At 42.1% G+C, this 22,855-nt stretch carries 16 protein-coding genes; 5 read left to right on the plus strand and 11 right to left on the minus strand.

From position 1 onward, the window contains the following. Positions 1–48 precede the first annotated feature (48 nt). From KO530_RS15045 to KO530_RS15075, 7 genes are all read right to left on the minus strand, one after another. Entirely contained in the window at positions 49–2,415 is a 2,367-nt protein-coding gene (locus KO530_RS15045) for a TonB-dependent receptor (RefSeq protein ID WP_216049271.1), read from the minus strand. Positions 2,416–3,076: 661 nt separating this feature from the next. Further along, positions 3,077–4,063, minus strand: coding sequence for an alpha/beta fold hydrolase (locus KO530_RS15050; RefSeq protein ID WP_216049272.1), 987 nt, complete (start codon positions 4,061–4,063; stop codon positions 3,077–3,079). Between the two features lie 64 nt (positions 4,064–4,127). Next, positions 4,128–5,504, minus strand: a complete 1,377-nt coding sequence (locus tag KO530_RS15055) for an MFS transporter (RefSeq protein WP_216049273.1) — start codon at positions 5,502–5,504, stop codon at positions 4,128–4,130. 137 nt (positions 5,505–5,641) lie between these two features. Beyond that, positions 5,642–8,008, minus strand: coding sequence for a TonB-dependent receptor (locus tag KO530_RS15060; protein ID WP_216049274.1), 2,367 nt, complete (start codon positions 8,006–8,008; stop codon positions 5,642–5,644). A 282-nt stretch (positions 8,009–8,290) separates the two neighbouring features. Continuing rightward, positions 8,291–9,151, minus strand: coding sequence for an NmrA family NAD(P)-binding protein (locus tag KO530_RS15065; RefSeq protein WP_216049275.1), 861 nt, complete (start codon positions 9,149–9,151; stop codon positions 8,291–8,293). 159 nt (positions 9,152–9,310) lie between these two features. Continuing rightward, complete coding sequence (locus tag KO530_RS15070; protein ID WP_216049276.1) at positions 9,311–10,432, minus strand: LLM class flavin-dependent oxidoreductase; 1,122 nt, start codon at positions 10,430–10,432, stop codon at positions 9,311–9,313. 443 nt (positions 10,433–10,875) lie between these two features. Then, on the minus strand, positions 10,876–11,517 hold the full coding sequence (locus KO530_RS15075; RefSeq protein ID WP_216049277.1) for a glutathione S-transferase family protein: 642 nt from the start codon (positions 11,515–11,517) through the stop codon (positions 10,876–10,878). A gap of 332 nt (positions 11,518–11,849) precedes the next feature. Between KO530_RS15075 and KO530_RS15080 the strand changes: the two genes are divergently transcribed. Then, positions 11,850–12,518 (plus strand): hypothetical protein, encoded by a 669-nt coding sequence (locus KO530_RS15080; protein WP_216049278.1) that lies wholly within the window; start codon positions 11,850–11,852, stop codon positions 12,516–12,518. Between the two features lie 166 nt (positions 12,519–12,684). Here the strand turns inward: KO530_RS15080 and KO530_RS15085 are convergent, their stop codons facing one another. Both KO530_RS15085 and KO530_RS15090 read right to left on the minus strand, forming a co-directional pair. Beyond that, entirely contained in the window at positions 12,685–14,097 is a 1,413-nt protein-coding gene (locus tag KO530_RS15085; RefSeq protein WP_216049279.1) for an MFS transporter, read from the minus strand. Between the two features lie 47 nt (positions 14,098–14,144). After that, positions 14,145–15,305, minus strand: a complete 1,161-nt coding sequence (locus tag KO530_RS15090) for an FAD-dependent oxidoreductase (RefSeq protein WP_216049280.1) — start codon at positions 15,303–15,305, stop codon at positions 14,145–14,147. Positions 15,306–15,559: 254 nt separating this feature from the next. Between KO530_RS15090 and KO530_RS15095 the strand changes: the two genes are divergently transcribed. Both KO530_RS15095 and KO530_RS15100 read left to right on the plus strand, forming a co-directional pair. After that, a complete protein-coding gene (locus tag KO530_RS15095) occupies positions 15,560–17,158 on the plus strand; it encodes an FAD-binding oxidoreductase (RefSeq protein WP_216049281.1) in 1,599 nt (532 codons plus the stop codon). Positions 17,159–17,188: 30 nt separating this feature from the next. Continuing rightward, positions 17,189–18,835, plus strand: a complete 1,647-nt coding sequence (locus KO530_RS15100; RefSeq protein WP_216049282.1) for an alpha/beta fold hydrolase — start codon at positions 17,189–17,191, stop codon at positions 18,833–18,835. A 49-nt stretch (positions 18,836–18,884) separates the two neighbouring features. On the opposite strand, the gene KO530_RS15105 is transcribed toward KO530_RS15100, so the two are convergent. Together KO530_RS15105 and KO530_RS15110 are read right to left on the minus strand one after the other, a co-directional pair. Beyond that, entirely contained in the window at positions 18,885–19,589 is a 705-nt protein-coding gene (locus tag KO530_RS15105; RefSeq protein WP_216049283.1) for a hypothetical protein, read from the minus strand. Positions 19,590–19,592: 3 nt separating this feature from the next. Further along, the gene (locus tag KO530_RS15110) at positions 19,593–20,102 is read right to left on the minus strand and encodes a VOC family protein (protein ID WP_216049284.1); all 510 of its coding nucleotides are present in this window, start codon (positions 20,100–20,102) and stop codon (positions 19,593–19,595) included. A 409-nt stretch (positions 20,103–20,511) separates the two neighbouring features. On the opposite strand from KO530_RS15110, the gene KO530_RS15115 reads away from it, so the two are divergent. Both KO530_RS15115 and KO530_RS15120 read left to right on the plus strand, forming a co-directional pair. Beyond that, complete coding sequence (locus KO530_RS15115) at positions 20,512–22,029, plus strand: aldehyde dehydrogenase family protein (protein ID WP_216049285.1); 1,518 nt, start codon at positions 20,512–20,514, stop codon at positions 22,027–22,029. A gap of 154 nt (positions 22,030–22,183) precedes the next feature. After that, complete coding sequence (locus KO530_RS15120) at positions 22,184–22,813, plus strand: Crp/Fnr family transcriptional regulator (protein ID WP_289847921.1); 630 nt, start codon at positions 22,184–22,186, stop codon at positions 22,811–22,813. Positions 22,814–22,855: the final 42 nt, after the last annotated feature.

The raw sequence follows: 22,855 nt of genomic DNA on the forward strand, positions 1-22,855 counted from the left end.
GGCCCTGACTACAAAAAACAGTAGTCAGAGCCAACGGGAACTATAAATTTAGAACCTGTAAGCCACCTCAATACCAAATTCAGCTGGTCTTTGCGCTGTTGCTTGTAAACACTGTTGGTTACTACCGTAAGTTGCCGTATCAGTTTCCATGAAAGCACAACCTGAAGAGGCACCCGCCAGACCAGTGCCGATGGCACGATCTTGGTTAAAGATATTTTTACCATAAAGAGCTACTTCAAGGTCATCCCCAGTCAAGCTGATGCGGCCATTAAATGTCCAAGCACTTTTAACGGTGACTAGGTTAGACAGATCCGCATAGAATTTACCGCGATATTTGGCATCCAAACGAATGACCAAATTCATATTTTTATAGAAGTTATCTACATAATATTCACCAGCGACACTACCGTTCCATTTTGGCACGTCAGTCTGGGTTTTACCGTCCAATGATACTGGGTCACCAACTTCCCCAGCAAAACCCCAAGCAGAGGTAGATGACATAATAAAAGGTTCATCGTTAACAAATTCATGATCTGCGTAACCAATTGAACTACTTAAGGTAAAAGAATCCGTAACAGCCACTTTTGATTCCACCTCGAAACCATAGATCTCTGACTCACCAACGTTATTAACGTACGTCACTGGAATCAGTTGATCGCCTAAAGGGAGATTAATGGAACTAACCAACTGCTGGTTTTCAACATGTTGATAAAAAGCGGCCATATTAAGCAACCATCTTCCGTCGTAAAACTCGTTTTTAGAACCTAGCTCAAAGTTATCCAACTCTTCTGGTTCTGCGGCAACAACTATCGCTTCACCATTTGCCACGACGCGACTCAAACGTGCGCTTTTTACGCCAGCGGAATACAGTCCATACAGCAAATTATCGTCAGACATTTTATAACTTAAGGTAAGTCGAGGAGAGAAATCGGTAGACGAATTACTATCACCTTTTTCAATTGGTGAAGAACAATCAGCACAATCCATATAAGTCACGGTTTCATCTGAGACTCGACCTTCGACGCTAACGGTAAGTTGTTCGGTCAAATCATAATCAAAGCCACCAAATACAGCGTAGTTCTCCATTTTGTCTTTACGAGACGTACCATCTGGGTTTGCATCTGTGGCTAACGAAGTGAATTGAGTTTCATCAAATTCATAGAAATAATAGAGCCCTGCTCTCCAACGAAAATCTGAATCACCAGGCGACAATAAGACTAACTGTTGGCTGTAGTTCTCAAATATTTCTCGAGATGGAAAAGTAAAGCCAGCAAAGAAACCTAAAGTGATTTCATCAGTACCAATAAGGTCCCCAAATACGGGGTCTTGGCCGGGTAAATAGGCGCGAGCAGCAAAAGCAAAATCTCGTTCATCTTCACTGTAATAATAACCACCGCTATAGGTTAACTCGTAATCACCAATATCTTTTTTTACAATCAAAGACGCAAAATAGCGATCTCTAAGGAAACTATCAGCCCCCAAATTAGCAATTTTATCTACATCAGGGTCAGGTAATACCGAAGGATAAAATGAACCTGATGCACGAGGTAACGTGATTAAATCTGCACCGGCTTCAAGCCATTCTCTTGGATGCTGTATAACTCCAAGCTGACCGTGATCTCTATCATGTGAATACAGCCCTCTGAACTTTACTGAAAGCGTATCCGTTGGTTTATAAAACAATTCGGCTGATGCAACTTGACTACGTTCTTGACCAATAGAAGTACCATCGTCTGTGGCTTCTGCCACACCGCCATTTTGGAAAGTACTACCAGCAATATTTAACCAAAGCTTATTGTCAATCAATGGCATCTCTACAGAACCTTCAAGTAAATAACTGGTATCAGGTCCACCACTGACTTGCCCTAGTTTGGCACGAAAATTACCAGTCACCTCGTCACTGCCAAGCTCTTTGGTTACAAAATTGATAGCACCACTGTATGTAGCGCGGCCAAAACTTGCAGCTTGGGGGCCTTTGATGACTTCAACTCGCTCTACACCATTTAGCCCTAATGAGGCTAATTGACCACTAAGCGGAATACCATCAAGGAAAAAGGAAACCCCTTGATAACGTTCGTCTGAGGTATTCGGCGTTAGTCCACGCATACCAACAGCAGTAGGATCATTCCGATTGCTAGCAGAGAGATAAAGGTTGGGAACTGCATCTTGCAGATCACGCACACCATTAATCTGATTATTTTTTAAATCATCTGCAGATAATACGTTGATAGCAAGTGGTACTTCCTGTAACGGTTCTACTCGATTTTTGGCTGTGACTACGATTCGCTCTACAGAAGCATTTGTAGAATTGTCAGAGGATTCAGCTGCGATTGTAGAGCTTGCAACACCTACGCTTCCTATTGCTAAAAGCGCTTGAGCAAGTAACGTTAACTTAAAGTTTTTATTTTTTTTCATAAGTTTTCCTGTCATTTTATTTTTATGATCATTTTCCAATCTTTGGAAAAGTGCTCAGACTTTGCCCTTAACATATATTTACATATTGAAATGTTAATATATCTTTTAAGTCACAAACAACCTTTAAAGCATTGTTAAATAACAGTATTTTATGGTTAACAGTGGCGTAATCACAGCTCTCGAAAATTTATTTCACGGTAGTGTTGAGAATTCATACTAGGCCTTATGAGATAGTTTTCCTAAATCAATTTATGTATATGCGATACATAAAGTCTATAACTAGGTTCGATAAGAATCGTTTTGCTTGGATAGTTTGATGACTAGCTTAGGTGAGTTAATAGCGAGGACATTAATCTAAAGGGAAATAGTAAGACAACTGGCTTCTTTGTATAGCAATTAAACCGAATACTCTAAAATCAAAATTTTCTAGGTTTCGATAGTATTTAAAATACTACATAACCATACTTTAGTAACAATGAGGTAATAGGTGGCTCAGAAGGATTTTCAAATGTAACTGAAAGTAGCTTCAATTTATAAGTACTTTACTGTTCTTTTACGTTGCTAATTGATGGTCCTTTTATATGACAATAAATTCACTGATTGATACCCCTTCGCAAAAGCTTCTTAAACTGAGCGAAGAGGATAGTCAATAATGCGCTTTTTAGAGTAATTCTTTAGCATGGACTTGGTCAATATAGTCCTTCAGATCTTTACCGGTTTCATCCGGTAACTCTAGCATCGGATAATGTCCAACATCTGGGTAATGAATCACCTTCACTTCGGTGTTCTTAAATTCAGCGACTGCACCTGAAACCAGATTTATAGGTAAAACAGGATCAACATCACCCCACTGAAGAAGTATCGGTACCCTAACTTGGGCCGCTTCATTACCCGCACCTTTAGTTTTCGACCAAATTGCTTTCACATTAGCCTGGTAATACTGATTAACCTGCGCAAATTTTCCCGGGATATTATTAGTTTCATAATACCAAGTCACCGTCTCAGGCTTGAGTCGCGAAGGGACACCGTACAACCAACTCAAAGAAGATTGATAGTAAAATCGTGGCAGATAATTAGGCACCCAATTTTGATGTATATAGCGACTCACACTTGCGATGATTGGTCGCTTTGTTGTTGGTGGTGCTGACAAAGGTAATGTCGACAACGCAAGCGCACGCACTTGTTCTGGATGAGATGCGGCATAAAGTACTGAAATAGTTGAACCACTAGAACTACCGACCAAAGTAAATTTCTCTAATTCTTCTTGTTCAACAAATTTTTCAAGCAACGCAACAATACCGGGCATACCAATAGATGGTTTAGGGTCATTAGAAAGTCCATACGGAGGCCAGTCTATACGAATAACACGATAGTCTGTTTTTAACAGATTAGCCCAGTCATCATAGATGCGAAGATTTGTCATTGAACTATGCAACATGATGATAACCGGACCTTCGCCTTCGTCCCGCACATGTAACGTTGTATCACCTACTTTGACAAACTTTGAAGGTGCTATTGCATGTTTTTGTTGTACATAGTCGTAAGTCGGATTCCACCAACCAGCGCGCATACTTGCAATCAATCCCGCACAAATTAGAAATACAACGATAAGTATGCCACTCACCCATTTTAATATACGTTTTATCATATTTAACCTTTAGTTAATAAAAAGCTAGCAGTAGAAAATAAACAAAGAGCCCCACTTAGGACTCTTACTCTGCCTTCATACCATCATACTTTTTAACAATCTCTTTTTTCAGAACGAACGCTAAAATAGCCGCAATTCCCATGGCTGGCCCCACGACCAAACCAAGCGATACACCAACCATATCATCAGCCTCAAATACATATTGGGTTAACATCGCTACCAGCATTGGGCCCAATGATGCACCAATCAAACTAGAGAACAATCTTTCCAACGATGTAGCTACACCACGCATATGAGAAGGTATAATGTCTTGTAGAATAACCAACTTCATAATGCCCGCTATAGCCAATAGTATTCCAGGAAATGAAACCAGAAATACAGTCACATAAAGGCCAGGATTGAATGCGACAAGCCCATAACCGATACATAAACAATACGCACAAATAATCACATTAAGCCGTTTAACAGGACTTTTTCCAGTAAGTTTAGAAACGTAACCACCAGCCAGAGAACCAATACCACCAGCTGCAAACATAACGATTCCTAAAATCAGACCCACTTGCTGTGGTCCCAACTCGAAACGTCTTAAAAACAAGGGCACATTCCATGCTAAACCTGAGTACTGCACTACTGCAACTACAGTGGTCAATAGATATAACGAGCCGACTGATTTCCAGTTTCTCTTAAAGAAGTTATAAAACTCTCCAAGACCGGCTAAAGGGTGTGTAGATTGATTGCTGCTAGTATATTCACGCGGAGGCTCTTTGCCTGATAACAACATCAATATCGCCAATGAGCCAGCAAGGCCATAAATAACAAACAATATTCGCCAAGAATCCATGCCACCTATAAATGGAATGCCAGCTAAACCACCGCCTACTGCGCTTTCAAGTAGATGTCCGCCTAAGATGAGTGAGAAACTTGCACCAAACAATTGACCAAGAATCAACCCTCCAATAAGGAAGCCCCTGTTACGCTGTGGAGCGAGGTCTCCAATTAGGGAAATTGCCACCGGCCATAGTGCCGCTTCGCCAGCTCCAACGATCATACGAAACACAAATAATGATTCAAAACTATTTGCCAAGCCGCAAGCAATGGTCCCACCACTCCAAGTCAATACGGCAAATGCTAGTAGTTTATTACGTTTCAAACGGTCTGCCATCAACCCCAACGGAATTCCAGCAAATGCGTAAAGTAACGAAAAGGATAAGCCTTGCAAAACGCCTATTTGGGTTTCACTAAGAAGAAGATCTGCTCGCAATGGCTCCACAACCATTGAAAGCACCATTCGGTCCATTGTATTCAATGCTGCTGTCAGAATTAGGGCAAAAATGGTTATGCGACCGCCTAGCGAGTAGAAAGTCGCATATTTATTTTTTTCTGCATTGATATCAACAGCAGTTGGATCAGGCAGAGTGTCGCTTAAACTTTGATTAGACACAGATAGCCTCCGATTTATTTGAGTTATTATTAATCAATTATCAAACTCCACAAATAGTAAAAAATGACCCATTTGCTAATAACGAAAAAAGGCCCTGACGACACAAAAATGCAGCCAGAGCCAACGGGAATTGCAATTTAGAACCTGTAACCCACTTCTACACCAAACTCAGCAGGTCTTTGCCCTGTTGCTTGTAAACAAAGTTGGTTATTACCGTAAGTTGCGGTATCTGTTTCGACAAAAGCGCAAACTGATGATGAACCAGCTAAACCGGCACCAATGGCTCTGTCTTGGTTAAAGATGTTCTTACCATACAAAGCAACTTCTAGGTCATCCCCAGTCAAGCTTATGCGTCCATTAAAAGTCCAAGCACTTTCAATGGTGACAAGATTAGACAGATCCGCATAGAATTTACCTCGGTAGTTGGCATCGAATCGTACCGACAAGCTCATATTTTTGTATGCATCAGCTACATAGTATTCACCACCAAGTCGGCCATTCCATTTAGGTACGTTAGTCTGGGTTTTACCGTCCAATGATACTGGGTCACCGACTTCACCAGGGAAGCCCCAAGCAGAGGTTGCCGACATAACAAATGGTTCATCGTTAACAAATTCATGCTTTGCATAACCGACCGAGCCATTCAGAGAAAAGGAATCTGAAATCGCAACTTTTGATTCTATTTCAAACCCAGATACTTCTGATTCACCCACATTGTTAACATAAGTTACGGGAATGGCCCCGTCACCCGTAATAACGTTCACTGAACTAACTAACTGCTGATTTTCAACATGTTGATAAAAAGCCGCCATGTTCAAGGTCCAAAGACCATCGTAAAACTCATTTTTGGAACCGAGTTCGAAGTTATCCAACTCTTCAGGATCTGCTGAAGCGACTTGAGCCTCTCCATTTACGACGATGCGACTCAAGCGAGCACTTTTCACACCTGAGGAATAAAGACCATAAAGCATATTATCGTCTGACAATTTATAACTAAGGGTTAATCTAGGCGAAAAGTCGGTAGACGAATAACTGTCTCCTTCAGCGATTGGCGACGTACAATTAGGACAATCAGTGTAGATAACTTTTTCATCTGCAATTCGACCTTCAGCACTAAAGGTAAGTTGCTCAGTCAAGTCATAATCAAAGCCACCAAAGATCGCATAGTTCTCCATCTTATCTCGACGCGCAGTTCCATTAGGATTGGCAGAATTAGTAAGAGCAGTGAATTGGGTTTCATCCGACTCATAGAAGTAATAAAGCCCAGCACGCCAGCGAAAATCCGAATCTCCTGGCGACAACAAGACTAGCTGTTGACTAAAGTTTTCAAAGATTTCACGAGAAGGAAAAGTAAAACCCGCATAAAAAGACAAATCAATTTCGTCGGTACCCACAAGGTCACCAAAGACTGGATCTTGCCCTGGTGCATAATCCCTATTCGCATACACAGAGACCCGCTCATCTTCATTGTAAAAATAGCCGCCACTATAGGTTAACTCATAATCTCCGATTTCTTTTTTCACTATCAAAGACGTAAAATAACGGTCTCGCGTAGTGCCACTAGCGCCTAGATTAGCTATTTTATCAAAATCAGGGTCCGGCAGAACCGTGGGGTATCTTGAGCCTGACGCGCGTGGCAATGTAACAAAATCTGCCCCCGCCTCAACCCAGTCTCTAGGATGTTGAATAACAGATACATTCCCCCCATCTCTATCATGAGAATACAAGCCCCGCAATTTGACTGAAAGAGTATCCGAGGGTGTATAATATAATTCTAATGAAGCAATATTCGATTTTTCTTGACCAATAGATGAACCATCATCTACTGCTTCGGTCACCCCGCCATTTTGGAAAGTACTGCCAGATATACCTAACCAGAGTTTGTCATCGATCAATGGTATTTCCACTGAACCTTCAAGTAGATAACTGGTGTCAGGACCGCCTTTAACTTGACCGAGTTTAGCTCGAACATTACCGGTCACCTCGTCACCGCCTAATTCCTTAGTAACAAAGTTGACGGCTCCGCTATATGTAGCGCGACCAAAACTTGCAGCTTGGGGGCCTTTGATGACTTCAACTCGCTCTACACCATTTAGCCCTAATGAGGCTAATTGACCACTAAGCGGAATACCATCAAGGAAAAAGGAAACCCCTTGATAACGTTCGTCTGAGGTATTCGGCGTTAGTCCACGCATACCAACAGCAGTAGGGTCATTCCGGTTCGCACCTGAGAGATAAAGATTGGGAACTGCATCTTGCAAATCGCGCATTCCATTAATTTGATTATTTTTCAAATCGTCGCCAGATAATACGTTAATAGCTAATGGTACTTCTTGCAGAGGCTCTACACGATTTTTAGCTGTTACCACTACGCGCTCAACGTTAGCATTATCTGCCATATCAACTTCTTGAGCTGATACAGCAGTGGTAACAGTTCCTGCACTTGCAATAGTTAAAAGCGCTTGAGCAAGTAACGTTAACTTAAAGTTTTTATTTTTTTTCATAAGTTTTCCTGTCATTTCAGTGCTAGTTATAGTTTTAATTAATCGTCGTTTCTCAATCTCTGAAAAAGACGCACAGCCTTTGCTCTAAACGCATATCCACACAACCACATATTGTATTATCAATATACCTTTCAAATCGTAGTAACCCCATTGCGAATATGTAAAATGCATAAATGAGGTTTGAATCTTGACGACTATCAGCACATTAAGCTTGGCTACACAGTCATTTTTAGTTTGCTAATATGAGCTATTTATTCAGTGTGTAAGTTTCAAAAATGTCTCTTATTCAGGATTAAAAGCCTTGGCATATTCCTGAATAAACTGCTTCACTGAACGAGGCTCTCTACCTAATAAGTCTCTCATGGTATCTGTTGTGTGATTAGACGCGCCTTCAGCCAAACTACGTATTTCCTCGCAAACAGCATTGACTCTCCACTTATCAGGGACAAACTTGGACAATAAAGCGTGAAAATCTTCCATAGGTTGATCAACGTAATCAATCTGCCGTCCCAGCAACTTAGTGAAAATGTCTGCAATTTCACTAAAAGTCAGAAGCTCTGGACCGGTTAAGTCATAACTCTTATTTTCATGACCAGATTGGGTAAGTACGTTAGCCACAACTTCGCCCACATCGCGAGCGTCAGTAGCAGCGACTTGGCCTTGCCCCATAGGAAAAGTGAGTTTATTTGCAGCTTTAATACCAGGAGCACAGGTAAGTAACATCTGAGTAAAGAAGGTAGGTCGTATCATCACCCAATTCAAACCAGAAGCTTTAACATAGGCTTCTGAAGCAAGATGATTCAATGGAATTGGTTTGTCTGTTCCTTCCACCGACTCCTGTGAGGATTGTTTAACAAATAACTCAACACCCACTTTAACCGCAGCATCGACAACCTGTTTTTCTAATTCCAATTGATCAGAGCTATTAGGTAAAAGCAAAAACACTTTATTCACGCCATGCATCGCTTTTTGCAAAGCCACGCTGTCAGCAACATCTCCAACGACAACATCGACACCAACATCAGTGAGGGCCGATGCTTTGTCTGGGTTTCTAATCAATGCTCTGACCGAACACCCTTTTTCAACTAAGTGTTTTACTGCGCTACTGCCAGTTTTACCTGTTGCTCCAATTATCAAAATCATATACGACCTACTATTGTAAAATTAAAATGGTTATCCATTAAACTTGGCTGGTGAAACCTTTCAATCAGTTTCTTCTGGTCTGTGCAACTAGGTGTTTCATTTACTTAGTCATTAATCACAGCACTAGAGGGCATACAAGCCCTCTAGGTTATTCAATATTTAAGCACTTTGTTTTTTGGCCATTGCCTGAGCTATTTTTTCTCGCAATTCAGGAACTAGCGTACTACCAATTTTTGCCGCATCTACATCTTGATCCGGTGCTCGCAGCAAAAACCGAGTAACACCTAAGCGTCGATATTCCATCAAACTATCTGCAATCTGCTCTGCTGTTCCCACCAAGACGCTATTATTTCCTCGACCTTTATAGGCTTTGTTAAGACCAGTCCATAAACAACGGTCTAATCTATCGCCCTCTTTGGATTGGTCCATCATACGTCGAAAAGCACCAGCGGCAGGTTTGTCGCCGATTTTCTCATGCTTGGCCAATATGGCACCGTTACCATTAGCCACTTGAAGTTCGACTTTTTCATAAAGCATCTGAGCCTTAGCCCAAGCGTCTTCTTCTGTGTCTGCAACGATGATCACCATCGTCATTAACACTTTTATCTCACGTCCATACTTTTCAGCGGCTGCATAAGCTTTAGTTGCCAGTGTTCCGGCTCTATCGAAGGTATCACCACCTAATGCATAAACATCCGCCACTTTTCCACAAAGATCGATTGCCAAATCAGAGGTACCGGCCCAGTAAACAGGAATCGCTCCACCCTTAGGTTTTACCATGGCATAGGCGCCACGAAACTTATAAAACTCGCCATCGAAATCAAAGGGTTCCGCAGAAGCCCATACTTTACGCATCACTTCTACATATTCGGCGGCAATGTGATAACGCTCTTCTTTGGTGTTAAACAGTCCGTCGGCTTGCACTTCGCGGTCGTCCGCACCGGCAATGATATGCACAGCAGCGCGCCCACCACTAAGACGGTCAAGTGTGGCTAGATTACGAGCAGCAGTTGTGGGAGGAACAACACCAGGACGGTGCGCCAATAAAAATCCTAAACGTGATGTTACGCCAGAAAGATAAGCCCCAATGGAAAAACTCTCTGGCATTGTCGCTGCATTGGCAATTAGAACTCTGTCATAGCCGGCATTTTCTTGTGAGGTCGCAGAATGACGAATATGCTCAGCATCAAAATCGACAGGAGATGGAGGATCACCTACTGCACCCGCATGGTGATTTACTAGTCCAATGATCTCTAGGTCGTCTGAAGTTCCAAAATTCATGGTAGCTCCTATAAATAAATTTCATTTCGATGGATTCGATACTAGGCCCTATGAGATAGATTTCCTAAATCAATTTACGTATGCGCTATACATTAATCCTATAACCAATCTTAAGCTGATTTTGTAAACTCACTGTTCAGATAGCCATCAAAACTAGTTCAAATTACAAGCAGAATTAGCACAAAAGCTTTGTTATACGGGGGCTGAACAAATTATGCGGATTAGTCTCGTCATAATTAATAAAGGAATTTTATCTGTTCAATACTTCATGAAAAAAAGGAAAATTAAATGATATATAGTCATACTTTAGTGACAATAAAATTATAAATATTGTTTTTTAAGTTTAACGAGTAGAAAAATGCTGGTGGCCAAGTGACCAAAAAATTGGTCACTTGATTTAGCAATGGATGTTTGAATCAGTTATCCGAGGTTATTCAAGTGCCTTAGTTTTTTAACTTTTTTGAAAATTCCGCAAAACCCACGGCCATTTCAGTTAGTACCTTCTGCACATAAGGTTCTTTGATTATTGACTCCCACCAAGATTTAACCAGTGGGTAATCAGCTAGAACATCTGGCTTATCGTAAAAAGGCGCTAACGTTGTGGCATACCAAATACTACTGGCTAAAGCAAAATCACCAATATCAAACGAGTCGGATTTATGAACACTCATCCAACGATTCAATTTATCTAGCTCTGCACACAGAGGAGCTGTAAATGTGCTTTTATCACTGTGAGCATCTTTTTGCGCCATATTCTTAAACAACGGAAATAGTGACGGTCCGAAGTGCGAGTTGGCAAAACTCACTGTTGCTCTGGTGATACTTAATGCATAGGGTTCACTAGGTCGACATGGATTGTCAGGAAATACATCTTCTAAATATTCTGCTATGGCTGTTGACTCCGGCAACAACCCAGTTGCAGAAATCTCTAATAGCGGCACCTTTCCCATAGGGTAAGCCGCTTTGAACTCATCTGTTTTTAGGGGAATTTCAGGGGCTACAATTTTGAGGTTCAGTTGTTTTTTGTATATTTGCATTCTTACCCTAGCAGCATAAGGAGAATGGGGCAGACTGTATAATTTCATTTTTATTCGCTTCCTAATTAGTCAGGGTTGAAACGTTTTCCAACCCTAATGAATGGGTGAATTGATGAGTAATCCACAGCTATTTTTAAATGGGTATTGGTTAAACATATGCTCTGTTTTCTCATGAGATCTTTTATAAAGCGTCTTGAGACTGAGCTTAAAACTTAGACTTTACACTCTAATGATATAATATTATGCTAATATTTCTTTATAGGCCAGCAAGAGTTTTGTAAACAAACACTTGCTATAAATACCGTTCATTGCACGGGCACAAATTTAAACGACAAAAACGCGTAATCTCGATAACGATTCTAAAAATGGAGTGTTCCACTATGACTGCACATGACCTACTACTACTTATTCATATTTTGCTTTTTTGTTATTGGCTTGGTGGTGATATAGGCGTGTTTTATTCCAGCAATATTGTGGTGGATAGCAAGGCTAGCCGTGAAGCTAGGATTGTCGCAGGTAAAATAATGGTTGCCTGTGATTTAGTGCCCAAACTTTGTATGACGTTGATGTTAACCACTGGCGGTTTACTCACTACATTTTTTGGTGTTGAGCATCCTGTATGGCAGATGGCTGCGATTATTTTGTTAGGCCCATTTTGGTTAACCTTAGTATTACTGCAACATTACAAACATCACGCGTCGTACATTAACAATCTTGTTAAATTTGATTTTATATTTCGCTGTGCGTTGATTGTAATTGGCTTAATATCCCTTTGTTTTGCGCTAATTAATGGCAAATTGAATGACAACACTTGGATAGCAGCAAAACTGTCTATCTTTTATTTATTGGTATTTTGTGGACTGATGATTCGTCTCGCGTTAAAAGACTTCGGCCCAGCTTATTCTAAACTTATCCAAGGCACTCATACTGCAGTTGAAGACCGAGCAATGTTAAAAGCAATGAACAAAGCCAAGCCTTGGGTATATACAATTTGGGCAGGATTAATCAGCGCAGGTGCAATAGGCATTGCTAAACCCTTGTTTCAATAGCCATTCATCTTTGACTGTGAATCGACTTCCAGCTTTCACAATAAATACATATAAAATGGGTAGGACTGACTAAAACCAGTGCCTACCCAATTACTTTGAATCTAAATTTTTCTGTTCAACTAAATGAAAAGCCTTTAGTTAACGGTAACTAGTTAAGTGCTGATGTCTATGCTGATAACGCTTTGTTGTAGCGGCTAAATATCAACAAGCTCAGCGCCATGATACAACTAGGAATTGTCGAATATAGCCACACCATACCGTCGATAGCGCCAGTCCCTTGGACAATTACCCCTCCGGTTGAGGATTGAAATCCGCTTAGGCTCAATACAACTCCCGCTAACATCGGACCTAATGCAAAAGCCAATTTTTCAACCGCTGAGAACACCCCAGAGAAAACCCCTTCATCTACACTACCGTGTTTAATGCGCTGATTGTCGATGGTGTCAGTCATTAGTGAAAATGTTAAAACCGAAAATGCAGCGTTAGTGCAGCCAATAATAAAAGCCCTAATTAGGACCAAAAAATGCTCCGTTGGCATCTCGCCCCAAAATGGCAAACTAAATAGCACGTCATCGCCAGGCGCGACCCAAAGCCAAGTAAAAGTCACTAACATCCAACCGACACAGGCAATCCAAAACGCCCCTTGCTTACCGATATTTGCAGATAACTTTAACCACAAGGGCTGACTCAGAATGGAACCTGTCGCCATTACCATGACAAACGGAAGCAACAGATTGATATCTTGTATGGCATAGATAAACACAAATGCAACCACTGCATATCCACTTGCCTGAGCAATAGATTGCACAAAAAAGGTACTGCTTAACACCACAAAGGCTTTATTTTGCATAACCACTGACAAGCGCGTTAGTAGCTTTTTGGGATCCACTGTGTGCGCTTTACCATAATTGATGGGAACGCCGTATGCGGTAGCCAACATGGCAAGCAATGAGATACTGCCAAAAACAATTGCCATTGTACGCCAAGCTGCAGCATCTCCGCCCAATTGAAATACCAAAGGTTGTGCAAGACCGACGCCCATCACCACGCCTACCACCGCAAAAATAATACGATAGGATAAAATTTTGGTGCGCTCATGGGGATCGCTAGACAACTCTGAAGCCACTGCTAAGTAGGGTACTGAAAATGCGCTAAACGCTGTAGAAGCAATAAAAAACAGCACACACACGGTAGCGGCCGCCCATAAAGGTGAAGCAAAGTTGGAAAAAGCGAACAATGCCATGAACGACAAACTGGTTAATATCGCACCAAACACCAAAAACGGTTTACGTCCATAGCGCGGCTTATAATGGTCGGACATTGCACCGATGATAGGGTCACAAAAGATCAACCAAATTTTCGGTACTAAAATCACCATGCCAGCCAACCAAGGGGAAATTCCCAGCATAGTTGTCATAAATAATGGTAATAAAGCCGCTGGCGCATCCCGAAAAAGCTGTGCACCTACTTGACCAAAGCCGTATAAAACCATGGTTTTCTGCGGCACTTTTTCAGCCTGCGCTGTTTTTCCGGCTTGTATTGCTGAGTTCGAACTTGTTGTTGTTATTGTATCGCTCATCATTTTTACCTTTTTAGTGACTTATTTTTGCTGCTGTTTAAACTGAATTAAACTGACTCAGTTACGCAGTCGTAGTTGAAAAGCCCTAAGGTCTCCTCGTTTCGCAAATTGCCTAAGCCATATAATTCGGCGGCTTCTCCTTGCAAACGATCGGCGTTTTCATTGGATTCTTTTTGAATAAAAGTAGTACGTTCATGGCGAGCAGCTTGGTATCGAGCAAGGGCTTTTGCGACTGATTCAGCATATTCCAATACCCGCGCCAACATAACGGCATCTTCAATCCCAGTTGCCGCTCCCTGTCCCAGAAATGGGGTCATGGCATGGGCTGCGTCGCCAATCAAAGTCACTTTATTGTCAATTGACCAATGAGGTAGAGAGCTATGCGCATTGATTGCCCATTTAAATACTGTGCCAGGCTTAATCGCATCAATTAAGGTGCTAATATCATCGCTCCAGCCAGCGTATAAATCTTTCAGTTCTTGCAGCTCAGCAGGAATTGACCAACCGTCTTCAGTCCAACCATCTTGACGAGCAAAAAACACTAAATTGAGCAGCTTTCCTTTGCGAAGTGGATACCGGACAACCATTTTCCCAGGGCCAATGTGCATGCCTGGCTGTTCAATTAGATGTTGAATAGCGGGGGTGATAGGCGCTAAAGCTCGATAAGCGATATGACCAGTAAAATGGGGCTGAACTGAATTAAATAGCTGTCTAACTTGAGACTTTAGACCGTCCGCACCTATGATCAAATCAGCATCTGCAGTGCTATCATCAGCAAAAATTAAAACTGGTTTAGCGGCTTGATAATTCACTGATCGCAGCAATTTGCCTAAATAAATGGCTACCCCAGCTTTTTCCGCCTCAGCAACTAAAATACGGTGTAGATCAGCACGATGAATATAAACATAGGCACTGCTATATTGTTCTCGTGTTTGAGAACGGTCCACCATTAATAATGTTTCGCCGCTTTGCCAATGTGATATTTTTTGCGTACTAGGTTCAATGCCGGCTTCAACGATTGCTTCCCCAACACCAATATAATCTAACCCTCGCATTGCATTGGGCGCTAATGTAATACCCGCCCCCACATCCCCCCATGCGGGGGCAGACTCATATAAGCTGACCTTCTGTCCATTTTTTGCTAGCGCAATCGCCGCGGTGAGCCCAGCAATGCCGGCACCGACCACAGCGATATCTAAGTTTTTCATACTTACTCTCCTAATTGCTACCAGATCTGCTTTTCACGGGTCGAGCAAAAAGCCCTCGTAATCTAACTAGTATCCCAGTAAGTAAATTTTCAACCATGACAATTATCAAGGACGCAGTTTACCCCTGATAGTATTCTGAATTTTCAATCAATAACGAATACGACTATTAAGTGGTCATAGAAACGAATTGAAAAGTGCAATATTCATCAGGATATTGCGCTACTCCCTACTCTTAACAAGTAATAGGTAAAAGCATGACAAATATACATCAGGCACAAGACCAACATGTAACCCTTGATCCCATAATCAAAGATAAGTTGTGTGACATCGTAGGAGCAGAGCAATGCTTAACTGGCACTGCGGGTGCAGCGTTCTACACTGATGTTTATCGTCAGCTTGAAGTTCCTGACGCTGTGGTTCGTCCAACCACAGTTGAACAACTGCAACAGTTGGTCGCCTTTACCAATGAACATGATATTTGTGTGACCATAAGAGGCGGTGGAGCGTCCTATACTGACGGCTACTTACCAGCAGTTAAGGGTGTTGTGATTTTAGATTTAAGTTTGTTGAACAAGATAGTAGAAATCAACGAAACGGATGGCTACGTTACTGTCGAAGCGGGTGTAACCTGGTCTGCGCTTAAAGATGAGCTGGATAAACGGAATCTCAGAACACCATTTTGGGGACCATTTTCCGGAATAAAAGCCACTGTCGGAGGCTCTGTATCACAAAATACTATCAGCCATGGATCGGGTTTATATGGAATTTCCGCGCAATCAGTACAAGCAGTAGACATTGTTTTAGGTGATGGTTCATTATTGCAAACCGGTTCTGCAAGTGCTGGCGCAAGTCCTTTCATGCGCCATTTTGGCCCTGACTTAACCGGATTATTTACCGGAGATTGTGGTGCGCTTGGAATAAAAGCTCGCATTACACTCCCACTTATTCGCCGTCGTTCTGCGCACCGCGTCATTTCTTTTGCCTTTGCAGACTTTAATTCCATGCATGAATCTATGCGCCGCATTGGCTTAGAGCGATTAGAAGATACTCACTTTGCTTTAGATGGCGCATTGTCTCAAGGGCAAATTGCTCGTCAAGATAGTGCTGGGCAAACGCTGAAAATAGCCTTGTCCATTCTGACTAGTTCGCCATCATATTTAGCTGGTATTAAACAATTGTTTAAGTCTGCATTTTCGGCCCGCAAAGCGATTAGTTCCGCTCCCTACATGACACACTATATCGTAGAGGGCACCCATGACGCTGAAGTTAAAAGCCGATTACACCGCATCCGTGAGCTAACCACTGATTTGGGATCTGAAATTCCAGCAACCGTTCCAGCCATAGTCCGAGGAATGCCCTTTGCACCTTTTTTCAATACTTTAGGCCCTGCTGGTGAACGCTGGGTTCCTTTACACGGTATTATTCCCCACTCTAACGTTGCAAAATTTCATCAACAACTTGAACAATTTTATGCGCAGCGTTCAGCCGAAATGCAGCGCCTTGGAATATGGTGTGGCGGCATGTTTGCCACCGTTGCTTCATCGGGTTTTTTATATGAAATAGCATTATATTGGCCTGACGAAATCACTGCATATCACAAAGAAGTTGTCCCCCAAGACTATCTTGCCAATTTACCTAAACATCCTGCTAACCTTGAAGCGAGGGAATATATCCATCAATTAAAAGAGGACATTATCGCGTTATACGTTAAACACAATGCGACCAATTTCCAGTTGGGCAAAGCTTATCCCTATGCATCAAGAGTCTCACCACAAACCTTAGAACTAATTAAAAATATCAAACAAGTGACAGATCCAAAGAATACATTTTCGCCAGGCACTTTAGGTCTTTAATTAGTTATTTAATCAAGGAGATAAACGACGATGAGCAAAACAGATTGCACTATATCCCGCCAATATGCCTTGATTGGTGAACGACAAGTACATTATCGATATGCCGGGAGTGGACCGCTATTAGTATTGATTCATCAATCTCCGAACAACAGTAAAGAGCTCATCCCTCTGATAAAATACTTAGCACCTTATTTCACTGTTATCGCCCCTGACACACCGGGTTACGGGCAATCTGACCCGTTAGGCAGTACTAATCATCAGGCTTCAATAGATGATTTTGTTGATGCATTGGCTAGTTTTCTTGATGTTTTAGATTTACAAAAACCACTGTTATATGGCAGTCATACTGGTGCAATTATAGGTGTGCGGTTAGCCGCTCGTTACCCACAAAAGATCGCAGCGTTAGTGGCAAATGGTGTGCTAATTAACAGCGCAGATGAACGCAAAGATCTATGTGACAAATATTTTCCTACTTATGATATTAAATGGGATGGTACTCACCTAAGCTGCTTGTGGTCGAGGCTTAGGGATCAACATAGCTTTTTCCCGTGGTATGAACGCGCCACCACCAGCATCAATTACTGGCCAGCAACCGATGCTGAAATAGATGCGAATTTTTTAAATTACATGGAAGCTGGGAATAACTATCCCGTTGCATATCGTGCCGCCGTAGATTATGCCATTGCTGATGATTTAATTAGATTAACCGTTCCTAGTTTAATGTTAGCCGCAAAAGCAGATACCTTATCTCGTTATGTTGAACACTACCCCCCTTTACCCGCCAACGTAGATATTCAAACAGTGCCAGATTTTTGTGACATACCCGAAGCACTCTTAATCTATGCACAGAAAAATTGTGTTCCCTTGCATGAGTCTTTCGAAGGGATTTCTAAAAGCAAACAATATGGACTGAGTAACCGCTTCGTGACCACTGAAAAGGGTGTATTTCATTTACTCAGCAACCAAGATTCTGCTACCGATACACACTCAAAACCTTTGCTAGTTTTGCATGAGTTAGGCTTAAATAATGAGACATTACGTACATTAATGATGACCCTTAGCGAGCAAAAAGTGTTAATCGCACCAGACTTACCAGGCCATGGTGAAAGCGACTATGCGAATTGCAGCAGCCCCACAGAAATGGCAGCTGCATTGGCTCAACTATTAGCAACATTGAATATAAGCAAGATAGACGTTTTCGCTATCGCTAACGCAAGTGCATGCGCGCTGGCACTGAAAACTCAATTTCCCGAATTAATAGGAGCAGTGACGTTTTGCAATCCAGAATGTGCCAACATGCAACCTAAAAATGCCGATAGATTGCCAGATTTACGGGTTGATTCTGCCGGTTCTCACTTGTTAAGGGGATGGTATTATTTGCGCGACCGCTACCTTTATTACCCTTGGTATGAACGGTCGCTAGATAGCCAAATTCAGAATGCACAAATCCCAGAAGCGCATAGCTTGCAAGTAGAACTATTGGCATTGTTAAAATCCCGCGAAGGTTTGCAGGAGTGTTTGCAACATGGGTCGATGTTCAGTGCCGATGATTATAATAATTGCCCAGATTCACAGGTAGCCTTTACCTCAACAGCTCCTTGTAGAAACCTGTTTGTCGACTCTATTCCGTTAGCAAATGAAATGTATCGTTGGCCGCAACTGCTGCTTGCGAATTAGGCTTAGAGGTTAATCAAAACAATTTACACAATTAACAGCAGACATCGAATTAGACGGAATTACGTTCCGTTAATTCGATGAGCTCGTACCAATTATCAATTTTCTGCCAAGTCATTTTCAGAAAAATGTAATCGCCCTCTTTCACCCACACATACGCAGGTGGCCAGTCGGGCTGCCAGCGCAAAGCGTACTTTCGTGCATCAAATTGCCCTGCGGCAACGGTGAGTTTTTGATTGCCTAAATAAGCAACTTCAATGGTCACAGGGGTAGCTGTTAATCCTTGATCACCGTTTTCCGATAGGGAGTTAGTTAAACCATGAACCGCAACATATTCTCCGGGTTTCGATTTATCGACCTGAGTGGTGACCAATGCGTCCCCTTGCAATGGATGCAAACCCAAATAGCAATAAGCCGGTTGATTCTCAAATTTTTGTGAAATCCGCTCCTTGCCTTTAAGATCCGTCTCGACAACGACCTGATCGTTATTAAAACTGAACCAATTCGCAGCAACCACCTGACCAGCAGTTGTAATGCGGCAGAAGCCATCAATGGGTGACCAATTGCGATCAAGAGACATAGTCACGTCGCGCAGTAAAGCAATGTCATCCATTTCGCAGAATGCGCGAAAACTATACCCTTGAGCGTGTGAGGCTAAACTAAAACTCTCCCTTCCAATCAGGGTGTTATCCCTTCCCCAATAGGCAATGCGTGCGCTAATATATTTTTCTAATGCAGGTTGCAAAGTGACAGTCATAAATTAAAAGCCCATCTCTGGTCCTTGCAGGTTTTGGCAGTCAGGGCTGCGCTCAACCAAATTTAATAAGGTGCCATCGGCATCTCTAATGCAAACCTCACGCTGTGAAATAGGTCCCATTTCAAACAATTCTGGTTCGGGTAGCCAAACCGCCCCAAGCTGTTTTAGTTTTGGCAAAATAGCGTCTAGGCAAGACACATAAAAAACCAGCGCCACTTCACCGATACGGGCAGCGCCAGTGGCTATCTGAACTTGCTCTGCCTGATGTTCTTGGGCTAATTGAAACAAACCAAGCATGCCAAAATTTGGGCCCGCAACTTTTAGGATTTTAATGGGATACGGGTGATGCTGCTGAAATCCCAGCACCTTACTGGCTGAAGGATGCTCGAGCTCACCTTCATAATAGCTTTCACACAAACCTAAGGCGCGATAGAACTGAGTTGCGACTTGTAAATCTCGCACAAAAATGGTCGCACGTATCAGCGCCGAAACATTAGTATTGGAAGTTTGCATAATATAGTTTCACTTTTAAACTCGACAGCCACACTCTACGTGAATTATCTAAAGGTTATCCTTGATAATAATCAATCTTGTCGAACAATTAAGATATTGCCAAAGCGCGAAATAACCACAAAAAACCCACAAATATGGCTAAACCAAGATGGCTCGACTCGATAACAACTCCAAGGGTATAAACCAAGGAGTTGCTAGTTTCAAGATGCATCGGGGGAATTGACATTTATCATAGTGAACAAAAACTGTTCGTTATAAGTTGAGGTTAGGTTGACACTTTGTACCGGCGTTCAAAGCATAATTGAACGCTAAGTGAATGAGATCTTTCTTTTGAAAAAATGACATTTCCGAACATTTTCGACACATGGGAAAGCGACGGCTAATAATTTAAGTGGGCGAGTAAATAACAATGCAAAACATGAATAACAGCAGCATCAAAAATATCACTATTTCAACAGCCACTAAACAATTTCTAACACAACCTCACAAGTTATTAATTAATGGGGTGTGGGTTGATGGGGTTGAGGGAAAAACCATTGAAACCCGCGATCCTGCCAGCAATGAAGTAATTGCAAGAGTGGCGATTGGAGGCTCCAAAGACATTGATAATGCGGTTATTGCTGCGCGCAAAGCATTCGAAGGACCATGGTCGAAACTGACTAATTTTGAGCGTGCCAAGTTGCTTTCTCGAATAGCTAGGTTGATTGAATCCAATACTGACTTATTGACTGAAATTGAAGTGTTGGACAACGGCATGCCAACCAATATTGCTCGTCTAACAATTCAAAATATTGCAGAAATGTTTGATTATTATGGTGCTGCCGCACAGCGTATTGAAGGCACAACGACCACTCCACCGCGACATATTACCGATCATGCAGAAGCCTTGACCTATACTTTGCGTGAACCGATTGGTGTTGCAGGATTAATCGTGCCTTGGAATGTGCCAGCGTCAACAGCGGTACTAAAATTAGCACCGGCACTTGCAGCCGGTTGTACTGTCGTTATGAAACCATCAGAGGAAACACCGCTTTCCGCATTATTACTTGGTCAACTTTGTTTAGAAGCAGGGATTCCAGCAGGCGTGGTAAACATTGTAAATGGTTATGGAAGCGAGGCGGGGTCAGCAATTTCTGAACATGCTGATGTGGATAAGGTTTCGTTTACCGGTTCTACGCAAACCGGTCGAAAAATTATCTGTGCAGCCACTGGCAATCTAAAAAAAGTTGCTCTGGAGCTAGGCGGAAAATCCCCTGTGGTAGTTATGCCTGATGCAGATCTTGATCTTGCGACTGTCGGTATCGCGATGGCGACATTTTTTCTACAAGGCCAAAACTGTATGGCCGGAACACGTATATTCATCCATGACGCCATCCATGATGAATTAGTGCAACGTGTAAAGTTATTCACCGAACAATTGGTGATTGGCCATGGCATCAATCCAGCCACCATGATTGGGCCGCTTATTTCTGAAAAACATTGTGAAAAGGTTTTGAAGTACATCGAAATCGGCGTGAATGAAGGTGCGACTATGCTAACCGGAGGCAAAAAGTTGGAAGGCGATGGATATTTTGTGCAACCAACTATTTTCACTGATTGCACAGCACAAATGCGCATAGTGAAAGAAGAGATTTTTGGACCCGTAATGACCGTCCAACGATTTTCCAGCCTTGATTTAGATGAGATAGCGCGAATGGCTAACGACACTATTTATGGTTTATCCGGTAGCGTCTGGACACAAAATTTATCCATTGCACATTCACTTGTTGCACGGATTCGAGCTGGGCATGTATCGATTAATTGTCATGGTGCTGTAGGCACAAATATTCCCTTTGGTGGTTATGCTCAATCGGGATGGGGACGAGAGTTTGGTCAAGAAGGTCTAGATGCCTATTTGGAAACAAAAGCAGTTACAGCTCAGCTGTAACTATATTGCACATAAGTGGTATTGGGTACTGAGTAGCGTAATTCATTTACTGATTAAACAACCCAAAATAATAGAGAGAGATTCAACAATGGTGCAATTAACTAGTCCGTATAAAAGCATTAGCTTTGGAGATGATTGTCTATTATTCAAGCACATGAACAAGCCGGACCTGGACTGCTTATCAAACAGCGCTAGGTTGAAAGTACTTGCCAAACAACAGTACCTTTTTATGCAACATGTTCCTTCCGACAGGCTATATAATATTGTTTCTGGTGTAGGGATAATGGAAAAAATAGCGAGCAATGGACGTCGTCAAATATTTGCGTTCGTTTATCCTGGCGACTTCATTGGTTTATCCAATTCTGACAGTTACCAATATGGCGTCAAAAGTCTAAGTAATCTGACCGTTTACGAATTTAAACGTCAACACCTTTTGGCGCTCTCCGAAGAGCTTCCGACGTTAGGCGAAAACTTGAAAGAAATCCGTTCAGTTGTCATGTCTCATACCTTTGAACAAGTTTACCTTTTGGGTCAATTAAAAGCCTATGAACGCGTCTGTTTTATGTTGAAACAATTACTTAATCGCCTGCCTGGTGCCAAACCAGAAAAAATAGAATTACCGATGACGCGAACAGATATAGCCGATTATCTAGGGCTAACAGTAGAAACTGTCAGCCGCACCCTCAGTCAACTAAGAGGAGATGGACTCATTTCGGTCATCTCACCCAATACTATCAGCATTCTTAACCTCAAAGCAGTGCAGGAAATGGGCAGCATAAACTAACGTTAAGGCTTAAAAAGTATTTATCGTTGCGGGTAATACGAT

The sequence above is a fragment of the Aliiglaciecola lipolytica genome (assembly GCF_018860635.1).
In the GTDB taxonomy this organism is placed as follows: Bacteria; Pseudomonadota; Gammaproteobacteria; order Enterobacterales; family Alteromonadaceae; genus Aliiglaciecola; species Aliiglaciecola lipolytica_A.